8 protein-coding genes and 1 pseudogene are annotated in these 12,061 nt (G+C 72.1%); 4 read left to right on the forward strand and 5 right to left on the reverse strand.

Annotation, left to right across the window (positions count from 1 at the left end):
* Positions 1-836: pseudogene (locus ACZ592_RS37365) on the forward strand (IS5 family transposase); the annotation flags it as partial.
* Here ACZ592_RS37365 and ACZ592_RS37370 read toward each other — a convergent pair.
* The 4 genes from ACZ592_RS37370 to ACZ592_RS37385 form a co-directional block, all read right to left on the reverse strand.
* The gene (locus ACZ592_RS37370; protein ID WP_471586201.1) at positions 833-3,316 is read right to left on the reverse strand and encodes a SpoIIE family protein phosphatase; all 2,484 of its coding nucleotides are present in this window, start codon (positions 3,314-3,316) and stop codon (positions 833-835) included. The pseudogene ACZ592_RS37365 and the gene ACZ592_RS37370 overlap by 4 nt on opposite strands.
* 141 nt (positions 3,317-3,457) lie before the next feature.
* Positions 3,458-5,914 (reverse strand): MFS transporter, encoded by a 2,457-nt coding sequence (locus tag ACZ592_RS37375; RefSeq protein ID WP_471586202.1) that lies wholly within the window; start codon positions 5,912-5,914, stop codon positions 3,458-3,460.
* A gap of 254 nt (positions 5,915-6,168) precedes the next feature.
* Positions 6,169-6,612, reverse strand: a complete 444-nt coding sequence (locus tag ACZ592_RS37380) for an SRPBCC family protein (protein WP_471586203.1) — start codon at positions 6,610-6,612, stop codon at positions 6,169-6,171.
* 96 nt (positions 6,613-6,708) lie between these two features.
* Entirely contained in the window at positions 6,709-7,956 is a 1,248-nt protein-coding gene (locus ACZ592_RS37385; RefSeq protein ID WP_471586204.1) for an arsenic transporter, read from the reverse strand.
* Between the two features lie 159 nt (positions 7,957-8,115).
* Here ACZ592_RS37385 and ACZ592_RS37390 point away from each other — a divergent pair, with 159 nt between their 5' ends.
* The 3 genes from ACZ592_RS37390 (at position 8,116) to ACZ592_RS37400 (ending at position 11,279) form a co-directional block, all read left to right on the forward strand.
* Complete coding sequence (locus ACZ592_RS37390; protein WP_471586205.1) at positions 8,116-9,153, forward strand: Rv2578c family radical SAM protein; 1,038 nt, start codon at positions 8,116-8,118, stop codon at positions 9,151-9,153.
* Positions 9,154-9,273: 120 nt separating this feature from the next.
* Positions 9,274-10,884 carry an alpha/beta hydrolase gene (locus tag ACZ592_RS37395; protein ID WP_471586206.1) on the forward strand — a complete coding sequence of 537 codons (1,611 nt, stop codon included), beginning with the start codon at positions 9,274-9,276 and terminating at the stop codon, positions 10,882-10,884.
* On the forward strand, positions 10,881-11,279 hold the full coding sequence (locus ACZ592_RS37400; RefSeq protein ID WP_471586207.1) for a RidA family protein: 399 nt from the start codon (positions 10,881-10,883) through the stop codon (positions 11,277-11,279). Before ACZ592_RS37395 ends, ACZ592_RS37400 begins: the two co-directional genes overlap by 4 nt.
* A gap of 80 nt (positions 11,280-11,359) precedes the next feature.
* Here the strand turns inward: ACZ592_RS37400 and ACZ592_RS37405 are convergent, their stop codons facing one another.
* Positions 11,360-11,929, reverse strand: a complete 570-nt coding sequence (locus ACZ592_RS37405; RefSeq protein WP_471586208.1) for an adenylosuccinate lyase — start codon at positions 11,927-11,929, stop codon at positions 11,360-11,362.
* Positions 11,930-12,061 lie beyond the last annotated feature (132 nt).

The raw sequence follows: 12,061 nt of genomic DNA on the forward strand, positions 1-12,061 counted from the left end.
GTCGTCCGTGGCGTGATCACCGGCAGGTGGTCAACGGGGTGCTGTGGCGGCTGCGGACCGGGGCTCCGTGGCGCGATCTGCCCGAGCGGTACGGAGCCTGGCAGACCGTCTACGAGCGGTTCGCCCGCTGGGAAGCGGACGGGACCTGGGCGAAGCTGCTGGAACACGTCCAGGTCCGCGACGACGAGGTGGGTCGGGTGGAGTGGACCGTCTCCGTCGACTCCACGATCAACCGAGCGCACCAGCACTCGGCCGGCGCCCGCAAAAAGGGGCCGCAGACGGGGACGAACTGGAAGATCCGGGCCGCTCGCAGGAGCGTCAGGCCCTCGGCCGGTCCCGGGGCGGGCTGACCACCAAGGTCCACCTCGCCGTCGACGGCCGTGGCCTCCCTCTGTCCATCGTGCTCACACCCGGCAACGTCAACGACGCCACCGCCTTCGGCCAGGTCCTCGACAGCATCCGCATTCCGCGCGCTGTCACGGGCCGACCTCGCACGACACCGGCGCGGGTGCTGGGCGACAAAGCGTATTCCAGCCGGGCGATACGCCACCTGCTGCGGCGCCGGGGCATCGTTGCCACGATCCCCGAACGCCGCGACCAGATGGCCAACCGCCGGCGACGCGGAACCCACGGCGGTCGCCCACCCGCCTTCGACAAAGACATCTACCGCAACCGCAACCTGGTCGAACGATGCTTCGCCCGTCTCAAGCAGTTCCGTGCGATCGCGATGAGGTTCGACAAGCTCGCCGATCGCTATCGGGCTGGAATCGTTGTGGCAGCTCTGGTCCTGCGGCTCCGCGAGCCCGCCGGGTGATCATTTGTCAGACAGGCCCTAGCGGCGCGGCAGGGCCAGCTCGCACCAGACGGTCTTGCCCGCGCGGGTGCGGCTCGTGCCCCACTCCTTGGCCAGCGCGCTCACGACGCGCAGGCCGCGCCCGAACTCGTCGCCGGAGCCGGCGCTGAGCAGCGTCGGCAGCGACTGGTCGTCGTCCTCGACCTCGCACACCAGTACCCCGGAGCGGACCAGGCGCAGATCGATCCTGCTGCTGTGCGAGTGGCGCACGACGTTGGTGACGAGCTCGCTGACGAGCAGCTCGGCGGTGTCGGCCAGGGACTCGATGGACCAGGCCGACAGCTGGCCGCGGACCAGCTCGCGGGCCCGGCTCACCTCGCTGGGGTCGACGGCGAGCCGCCAGTGCGCGACGGCCTCGGGGGCGATGCCGTTGAGCCTGGCCATCAGGAGCGCCACGTCGTCCTTGCGGCCGCCGCGCGTGTTGAGGGCCCGGATGATCGTGTCGCAGGCGTCGTCCATGGAGGCGGCGGGATGCGCGGCGGACTCGGTGAGCGTGGCGAGGCCGACGCCGATGTCCTCGCCGCGGACCTCGACGAGGCCGTCCGTGCACATCAACAGCCGGTCGCCGGGCGCGACCCGCACGAGGATCGACTCGAAGGGCACGCCGCCGACGCCGATGGGCGCCCCGGTGGGCAGGTCGAGGAGTTCGCTGCGGCCGTCCTCGGCGCGGACCAGGACGGGCGGGATGTGTCCCGCGTTGCCGATGTGCAGCTCGCCGGCGATCGGGTCGTAGACCGCGTACAGGCAGGTCGCCAGGTAGTGCTCGCCGAGGCGTTGCGCGAGGTCGTCGAGGTTGCGCAGGAGCTGTTCGGGCGGCAGATCGAGAGCGGCCATGGTCTGCACGGCCGTGCGCAACTGCCCCATCATGGCCGCCGAGTTGAGGCCGTGGCCCATCACGTCGCCCACGACGAGCGCGGTCCTTGAGCCGGGCAGTTTCACGGAGTCGAACCAGTCGCCGCCGACCCGGCCGAGGAGCGTGCCGGGCAGATAGCGGGTGGCGATGTCGCAGCCGGACATCCGGGGCTCGATGTGCGGGAGCATGCTGTCCTGGAGGGTGTCGGCGACGCTCTCCTGGTACGTGTACATGCGGGCGTTGTCGAGCACGAGGCCGGCGCGGGCGGCCAGTTCGGCGCCGGTGACGCGGTCCATGTCGTTGAAGACGGGCCGCTCCCGGTGGCGGAGCAGGATCATGAAGCCGAGCACCACGTTGCGTGCCTTGAGGGGCACGACGAGCATCGAGCGGTGGTTGATCAGCGGGCGGATGTCGCGCTTCTCGAACTGGGAGGCGATGGCGTTGCCCATCTCCTCGGAGATGCGAGGCACAAGGACCGGGTCGCCCGAGGTCATGCACTGGAAGAACGGCGTGTGGGCCGGGAACGGCATGGACTCGCCGACCGGCACGACGTCGTCCCAGCGGCCCGGCTCGTCGGTGTGCTCCACGGCGACCCGGTGCCACAGCGTGGTCTCGTCCGGCGGGCCCTCGGGAAAGCCCTCGCCCGCGACGACCTGTTCGCGCAGGTAGGTGCCCGCGACGTCGGTGAAGCGCGGCACGACCGCCCGGCTCACCTCCAGGATGGTGCGCGAGAGGTCGAGCGAGGAGCCGATGCGCCCGCTGACCTCGTTGAGGAACTCCAGGCGCTCGCGCACCGCCGTGTACTCGATGTCCTCCCCGTCGTCGTCCGCCTCGCCCGGCACGGCCGGGGCCGTCGGCAGCCCGTGGGCGGCGGCCCGCGCGGCACGCTCCCTGCGCTCCTGTCGTTCGACCCGGCGGGCCACGCCCCAGTCCGGGGTGACGGGCACCCGGTCGTGGTGGCTGAACTCCATGACGGGATAGCCCAGTTCGAGCACCTGGGAGACGATGCGGGCGCTCTCGCCGACGCTCATGCTCGGCAGGATCTCGGGGAGCCGGGCGGCGAGTTCGTCCGCGCCGGGGAAGTCGGTGTGCAGCGCGAAGCCGGGCGCGATCCGCTCGATCTGCGCCTCCCGCTGTGCCTTCCGCTCGCCCCGCGCGGCGTGCGGCTCCTCGGGCACGCTCAGCCGGGCGGCGTCGGCGGCGAGCACGAGGAGCCGCTCGGGTCCCGGGCCGACCAGCGGGTACGCCCACCAGAGCACGTCGAGCCTGCCGGCGCCGCCCGGTCCGCCGCCCGCGTCGGTGAGGCGCGCACGGCCCGCTGCCGGGTAGGAGATGCGGCCGTCGAGGGAGGTCTCCAGGTCGGGGCCGAGGCCGTCAAACGCCCCGTACTCCCCGTAGGGTTCGCGGTCCTCGGGGATCGCTCCGTGCACCGGGAGCAGGTCGCCGACGGGACGTCCCACGGCCTCCTCCTTGGTGCACCCGAAGAGGCGGCGCGCGCCGATGCTCCAGTGCGAGACGAGGCCGGCGCCGTCGACGACGACCACGGCCAGGGGGATACGGCCGGACGCGGCACTCTGCGTCACCGGCTCGCCCGGAGTGCCTCGTTCCATGGCTCATGCTCCTTCCCGTGGCGGCGCAAGATCTGAGCCGCCACCAACCACCGTACGGCCGTGACGGGTTGCCGTGCGGGGCATTGCGGGAATTGACCGGAGCGCCGGGCCACCGGCGCACGCCCGCTCATCCGGAGGCGGTCAGTCCTCGTGTCCCAGCTGAAGATCCCGCTCCGTGCGGCCGCCGCCCGCCACCTGGAGAACAGTGGCGACCGGCGGGTAACCCGCCGCGATCACGGTGTACTCGCCGGACGACAGGTCGACGAAGCGGAACGTGCCGTCCGCGCCCGTGGTCAAGGTGTCCACGACGTTCCCTGCCGCGTCCAGGAGCGTGACGCGCGCGTCCTCGACGGGCCGTCCGCCGCTGGCTCGCACGGTGCCCCGCAGCACGGCGCCGCCCGCGAGCTCCACGTCCTGCCGGGTCTCGCGCGCGGCCTGCACCGAGACGGGCAGCGCGGCCGGGCGGAACGCGGGGGCGCTGGCGGCGAGCGTGTACTCGCCCGCCACCAACTCCGTGATGACGTAGCTGCCTTCGCGCCCGCTGCGGGTGGTGGCGACGACCTCGCCCCGGACGTCGGTAAGGGTGACGGCGGCGTCCCTGACGGGCGTGCCGTCGGCGGTCACGACGGTCCCCGCGAGGCGTCCCGCGCCGCCCAGGACCACATCGAGCTCCACGGGCCGCTCGCCGACGGTGACGGTGACGGCCTGCGGCTGGTGCCCGCCCGCGGCGGCGATCAGCACGAACGATCCCGTGCCCGGGGTGGACAGGGCGTACCGGCCGTCCTCGCCGCTGGCGCCGCGCCCGATCTGCTGTCCGGACACGTCGATGAGGGTGAGAGCCGCCCGGGGCACCACCGTGCCGTCGGGGTGCTGCACGGTGCCGCAGACCGGGACCCCGGCGGCGTACGCCGTCGTACGGGCCTGGGGGACGGTCACCGGCTCGGCGGCGGGTGCGTTGTGGGAAGCGGCGCTGGACAACAGGGGAGTCTCCTTGAGGAAAAAGGCGAGCAGCATGCCGAGGACGAGCACCGGCACCAGGTAGAGGAAGATCCGCGGCATCGCGTCGGCGTAGGCCTGGATGTAGCCCTCGCGCAGCGGTGCGGGCAGCGCGTGGACGAGCTGCGGAGTGATCGACTCGGCGTCCGGCATGTCCTTGCCCGCACCGGCGGGGATGCGGTCCACGAGCGCGTCGGCGAGCCGGTCGGCGAAGAGCGTGCCGAAGATCGCTGCGCCGACGCTGCCGCCGATCTGCCGGAAGTAGTTGTTGGCGCTGGTGGCGGTGCCCAGGTCGGCGGGGCGGACCGCGTTCTGCACGGCGAGGACCAGGACCGGCATGACGAGGCCGATGCCCGCGCCGAGCACGGCCATCCAGATGCTGTACTGCAGCCGGGAGGTGTCCACTTCGAGCCGCGAGAGCAGCCACATGCCGACGACGGAGAGGATCCCGCCGACGATCGGGTAGATCTTGTAGCGCCCGGTGTGGCTGATGAGCTGGCCGGAGACGATGGACGCGCCCACGATGCCGCCCATCATCGGCAGCATCAGGAGGCCGGACTCCGTGGCGCTCGCGCCGTCGACCATCTGCAGGAAGGTCGGCAGGTAACTGGCCGCTCCGAACAGGGCGATGCCGACGACCATGCCCACCAGGCTGGTGATGTTGAAGACCGGATCGCGGAACAGACGCAGCGGAATGATCGGTTCTGCCGCGAACTTCTCGGCGACGAGGAACAGCACGCTCGCCACGACCGCGCCGGCGCCGAGCCCCAGGATGACGCGGTCGCCCCACGCGTACTCGGTCCCGCCCCAGCTGGTGAGCAGCACCAGGCAGGTGGAGGCGGCGGCGAGCAGAAGCGCGCCGGGCACGTCGATCCTGGCCTTGGCGGTGGGCTTGGGGAGCTTCAGGACGAGCGAGACGACGAGGAGGGTGACCAGGCCGAAGGGCACGTTGAAGTAGAAGCACCAGCGCCAGGAGGCGTGGTCGGTGAAGAAGCCGCCGAGCAGGGGGCCCGCGACCGAGGCGAGGCCGAACGCGGCGCCGATCAGGCCCATGTAGCGGCCGCGCTGCCGGGGCGGCACGATGTCCGCGATGATCGCCTGTACGCCGATCATGAGGCCGCCCGCGCCGACTCCCTGGAGGGCGCGGAAGGCGATGAGCTGGTCCATCGTCCGCGACCAGCCGGCGAGCGCCGAGCCGATGACGAAGATGACGATCGCGAACTGGAAGACGCCCTTGCGCCCGAAGAGGTCGCCGAGCTTGCCGTAGATCGGCAGGCCGATGGTGGACGTCAGCAAGTAGGCGGTGATCGCCCAGGACATCTTGTCGAGGCCGTGCAGCTCACCGACGATCTTCGGGAGCGCCGTGGCGACGATCATCTGCTCCAGGGCGGCGAGCAGCAGGGCGAGCATCAGCCCGACGAAGACCATCCGGATCCGGCTGGGGCTGAGCCCGTGCCCGGCCGGATCGGGGGGCGGGGGTGGCGCCTGGCCCGCCCCCTGGTCGGCCTGCGCCGGGGGCGCGTCGGCCACCTCGCGCACCTCGCGGTGCCGTCCGTCCCGCTCGTCCTGCTCGGCGACCTTCACCAGCGTCGTCCCGCCCACGTACTGCTCCCCTCGTCGCGCCTGCGCCGCCCATTTCTCGCATTACGCGACAACTGCGAGCAAGCGCGACGAGTTGGGCTCGCGCGGGGCCTCGCGGGCTTAAGCGCCGGTCGGAGCCCTACGGCGTACAACGGGGCCGAACGGAAAACCACTCGAAACGGTGAGCGTGAGAACAACCCTGATGGGCTACGCGGGAGTTGGGCGGGCGGACGGCCGTGGCCGCCCGCCCGTCACGGGGACTGCTTCGCGGGAGGCTACTTCTCGACCTGGGCGGCGAGGTTGCCGAGCACGCTGTCGTAGATGCGGCCGAGACCCTTGGGGGCGAAGGTCTTCTCAAAGAAGCCGCCGATGCCGCCGGCTCCGTTCCACACGGTGGTGACGACCACGCGGGACTTGCCCTCGCCGGACGGGGTCACCCGCCAGGTCGTGACCATGGAGGAGTTGCGGTCCTTCTCGACCAGTTCACCGTCGGTGGGCTCGCTGACCTCCAGGAGGCAGTCGCGGATCCGCTTGCTGGTGGCCTGGAGCTTCCAGTGGACCAGGGTGCCCTCGCCGTCGCCGCCCTCGCGCACCTCGTACTCGCTGAAGTGTTCCGAAAGAAGCTTCTCTCGCGTGCCGTTGTAGTCGGCCAGCGCGTCGAAGACGTCGTCGGGCTGTGCCGTGATGATCCGCTCCGCGGTCGCCTCGACCTGCGCCATTGCACTTCCTCCAGCACTTGTTTCTCGGGGGCTTCACGGAAAGCCAACCACCCGCCCCACCGGCCCCCCAAATCGGGTCCCCGGCCGGGGCCGTCCTCAGCCGGGCAGCAGCCGGAGCGAGACCCACAGCGCGAGGGTCGAAAGGACCAGTGCGGCGGGGGTGGTGAGGAGGCCGAGGCGGGTGAACCGCCCCAGATCCACGTCGTGTTCGTGCTGGTGGGCGATGCGGCGCCAGAGGAGCGTGGCGAGGGATCCCGCGTAGGTGAGGTTGGGCCCGATGTTCACGCCGACGAGGACGGCGAGTACGGCGCCGGGGCCGGCCGGCGCGGCCAGCGGGACCAGGGCGAGGACGGCGGGCAGGTTGTTGATGAGGTTGGCGAGCAGCGCGGCGACGGCGGCGGTGCCGAGCAGCGCGGGCAGGCTCGTGCCGTCCGGCACGATCGCGCCGAGGGCGTCGCCGAGGCCGTTGTCGACGACGGCCCTGACGACGACGCCCAGGGCGAGGACGAAGGCCAGGAACGGCAGCTGGGCCGAGCGCAGGATCGCCACCGGTGTCGTACGGCGGCGCAGCAGGTCCCGTACCGCGAGCACGGCGGCCCCGGCCGCGGCCGCCCAGGCGGGGTCGACGCCGGCCGTGGACGCCACGGCGAAGCCTGCGAGCGTGGCCGCGACGGTCACCAGGGCGAACCGCGGCATCCGCGGCACCTCCGCGGCCTCGCCGCCCTCGGCGGGGGCATCGAGATCCGCGGCGAAGAACCGTCGGAAGACGGCGTACTCGACCGCGATGGCGACCAGCCAGGGCAGCGTCATGAGCAGCGCGAAGCGCGTGAAGCTCAGCCCGGTCGCGGCGAACGCGAGGAGGTTCGTCAGGTTCGAGACGGGCAGCAGGAGGGACGCCGTGTTGGACAGGTGGGCGCTGGCGTAGACGTGCGGCGCGGGGCGGGCGCCCATGCGTGCGGCCGTGGCGAAGACGACCGGGGTCAGCAGGACCACGGTGGCGTCCAGACTCAGGGCCGCGGTGATCACCGAGGCGAGCCCGAAGACGGCGCCGAGCAGCCGCCGGGGGCGGCCGGCGGCCCGGTGCGCCATCCAGGTGCCGCAGGCGCGGAAGAGCCCTTCGTCGGCACAGAGCTTGGCGAGCACGAGGACGCCGGCGAGGAAGCCGATCACCGGACCGAGCCGGGCGGCCTCGTCCCGCACGTCGTCGAGCGGGATCGCCCCGGACAGGATCACGACCCCCGCGGCGGGCACGGCGAAGGCGGCCTCGGGCCAGCGGAAGGGGCGGACGACGGCACAGACCAGCACCACGCCGAGGGCGGCGATGGACAGGGACTCGGCGAGCATGCTCCCGATCATCCATCCCCGGGCGCTCACGGCCGAACGCGGTGTCGGTCCCGGGGGCCCGGCCCGCCACTCCCCCTCCCCCCCCGGGCCGCAGACCCGGTTCGCACGATCAAGGGAACGTATGTTCTATTCTGTGGTCAGTGCTACCGAGGAGGCGTCATGCGCTGGGAGAACCTCTCCGACGAGCCGCACCGGGGCGCCGCGGATGCCGCGCTGTTCGGCGCGCACGCGGTGACCACGCGGACCTTCGACACCCCTGAGTTCCGGGGAATCACCTTTCACGAGGTACGGGCCAGGTCGATCGTGAACCGCGTGCCGGGCGCGTCCCGGATGCCGTTCGAATGGACGGTCAACCCCTACCGGGGCTGCACGCACGCGTGCGTCTACTGTTTCGCCCGCAAGACCCACAGCTATCTGGACCTGGACACCGGCCTCGGGTTCGACAGCCAGATCGTCGTCAAGATCAACGCCGCCGAGCTGCTGCGTCGCCGGCTCGCCTCGCCGCGCTGGCACGGCGACCACATCGCCATGGGCACGAACGTGGACTGCTACCAGCGCGCGGAGGGCCGCTACCGTCTGATGCCCGGGATCATCGCGGCCCTGCGCGACCGGGGGAACCCCTTCTCGATCCTGACGAAGGGCACGCTGATCCTGCGCGACCTCGACCTGCTGCGGCAGGCGGCCGCGGTGACGGACGTCGGGATCTCCGTGTCCGTGGGCTTCACCGACGAGGAGCTGTGGCGCACCGTCGAGCCGGGCACGCCCGCCCCCGAGCGACGCCTGGACGTCGTGCGCACCCTGACCGGCCACGGCATCGGCTGCGGGGTCCTGATGGCGCCCGTCATCCCCTTCCTGGGCGACCACCCCGACCAGCTGCGCGCCACGGTGCGGGCCATCGCCGCATCGGGCGCGACCTCCGTGACGCCCCTGGTCCTGCACCTGCGGCCCGGCGCGCGCGAGTGGTTCATGGAGTGGCTCGCGCGGCACCATCCGCATCTGGTGCGGCGCTACGAACGGCTGTACGCGGAAGGGTCCTACGCCCCGAAGTGGTACCAGCGCCGCATCACCCGGCACGTGCACGAGCTGGCCGAGGAGTTCGGCATCGGCCCCACGCGCGCGGCTGCCGCGCGGCGGATCCGCGCCCCCGAGCCCGACCCCGCACCCGCGAGCGGACCCACCCAGCTCACACTGCTGTGAGTGGCGTGCCTCTTTCGGGTCATTTCGCGTCACAACGGCTCTCCCCGGGCGGTGATTCCGGGAACATCCGCCCAGGGTCGCGGCCTTTGGGGCCCCGAACCCGCCGCTCTGGGAGGCCGGATGAAGAAGCGCGCCGTCGTACTCTGCTCCGTCGCAGCCGCGGCTGCCGGGATGCTCACGGTGGTGCCGCCCGCCTCCGGCACCCCCGGGGGCGCGCACGCCGCTCCCACCCGCCACGCCCCTCTCCCCTGGAAGAAGTGCGCCGACGAGGACCACCCGACGCTCCAGTGCGCGTCACTGAAGGTCCCGCTCGACCACCACGAACCGGACGGCCGGCAGATCACCCTCGCCCTGTCCCGTGTCCCGCACACCGCGAAGAGCTCCCAGGGGCCGCTCCTGGTGAACCCCGGCGGTCCCGGCGGCAGTGGCCTGGCCATGGCGGCCTCCGTCGCCGGGGCGCTGCCGAAGAAGGTGGCCGCCCAGTACGACGTCATCGGCTTCGACCCACGCGGCGTCGGCAAGAGCAGACCCGCCCTCAACTGCCGACCCGGACACTTCTCCCCCGTGCGCCCCGCCGCCGTCCCCACGACGCCCGCCCTGGAGAAGAAGAACCTGAAAAGGGCCGAGGCGTTCGCGCGCGCCTGCTCCTCGAAGTACGGCGACATCCTGCCGTTCATCGACACGGTGAGCACGGTCCGGGACATGGACACCATCCGCGCGGCCCTCGGCTCGGAACGCATCAGCTACTTCGGCTACTCGTACGGCACCTACCTGGGCGCCCTCTACGGAAAGCTCTATCCGCACCGGGTGCGCCGCATGGCGCTCGACTCCCTCGTCGATCCGACGGGCGTCTGGTACGACGACAACCTCCGCCAGGACTACGCGTTCGACGCCCGCCACAAGGCGTTCATGGCCTGGATCGCCCGCCATGACGCCACGTACCGGCTGGGCGAGGACCCCGCGAAGGTCGAGGCCGAGTGGGACGCGATGCGGGACGCGCTCACCAAGAAACCCGCGGGCAAGAAGGTGGGCGCCGCCGAGCTGGAGGACACCTTCGTCCCGGGCGGCTACTACAACGGCTACTGGCCCCACCTGGCCGACGCGTTCGCCGCGTACGTGAACGACAAGGACACCGACGCGCTCGTGCGGGCGTACGAGAACTTCGGCGCGGTCGACGCCGCGGGTGAGAACGGCTACAGCGTCTACACGGCCGTCCAGTGCCGGGACGCGCACTGGCCCCGCGACTGGCGGACCTGGCGCGAGGACAACGACGAGGTGCACGCGAAGGCACCGTTCTCCACCTGGAACAACGCCTGGTACAACGCCCCGTGCGCCTTCTGGCCGACGCACTCCCTCACCCCGCCGGACGTCGCCGGCTCCGCGCTGCCGCCCGTCCTGCTGTTCCAGGCGACCGACGACGCCGCCACGCCCTACGACGGAGCCGTCGCGCTGCACCGCCAACTGCGCGGCTCACGTCTGGTGGTCGAGCGGGGCGGCGGCAATCACGGCGTCACCCTGAGCGGAAACGCCTGCCTGGACCGGCACTTGACGGCGTACTTGTCGACCGGCAAGGTGCCGGACGACGGCGGCGAGGTCGACGCGGTATGCGAGGCGCTGCCCGGCCCGAAGCCGCTGGGCACCGCGAAACACGCGTCGGACACCCGGCCCCGGGCGCTGCCGGTCACCGGGCGCGGGGCGTTGTCACACCCGTGGTCCACCATGGGGTCATGAACCGACTGACCCACATCAGCGCCCCCGAGGGCGTCGCCCCCGCCACCGCGTACACGCACGTCGTCATGGGGACGGGCCGTTTCGTGGCGATATCCGGGCAGTTGGCCCTGGACGAGGACGGCAGGACGGTCGGCGTGGGCGACGCATCGGCGCAGGCCCGGCAGGTCTTCGAGAACCTGCGGCGCTGCCTCGCGGCGGCGGGCGCGACGTTCGACGACGTGGTGAAGCTGACGTACTTCGTGACGGACATGGCACACATGCCCGCGGTGCGCTCCGCGCGGGACGCCTTCCTGGACCCGGGGCACCTGCCCGCGGCCTCGGCGGTACAGGTGGTGTCGCTGGTCGGCCCCGAGTTCCTGCTGGAGATCGAGGCGTTCGCGATGGTGCCGGAGTAGGGGGCCGGCCACTCCGGTCACTCCGACCCCTTCGGCCCCTTCGGCCGCTCCGGCCGCTCCGGCCGCTCCGGTCACCCCGCTCACTCCGGCAGCCGTGCCAGCGCCGCCGAGGCGGCCGCCGCGAGCCGGGGGTGGCCGCGTGCCGCCATCAGGACGGGCCTGGCCCGGCCGTCCCCCAGCGCCCCCAGCCCCTCCACGCACGCCAGCGCGATCTTGCCGTACGGGTCGTGCGGCGCCAGCCTGCGCTGCAGGGTGGTGATCAGCGCGGGCGCGGACTCCGGGGCGCGCAGCTCCGTCAGCAGGCGCACCGGGTAGAGCGCGTACGCGATGCGGAGCTCGTTGGTCGCGAGGGCGGCCGCGGCGCGCGCCGTGCGCGGGTCGCCGAGTTGCGCCAGGGCGTTGGCCGCGGCGGCGCACCGCGGCGGATCCCGGTGGTTGAGGAGGAGGACGAGCGACTCGAACGCCCTGCGGTCACCGGCCGCGCCCAGTCTGATCGCGGCCAACTCGCGGGCCCACAAGGGCTGCCCCGGCGAGACGAGCACCTCGGCCAGCTCGTCGACGTCGTCGGTGGCGACCAGCCTCTCGTACTCCTTGGAGCCACCAGCCTCAGCGCGTAAGCGTTCCGTCACCGTCCGCAACTCCTCATCCATGGCCGCGAGCCTAAGCCTTACCCAGCGGTCGCGATGTAGATCACAGACATCGGGAAACTTCGCGGGCTGGCGCGCTCGTTACTCGCCGGTTAGTCTCATGTGAGCGGGGCACACTCCCCGTGGCAGTTCTTT

It is taken from the genome of Streptomyces sp. NPDC040622, from assembly GCF_055593965.1.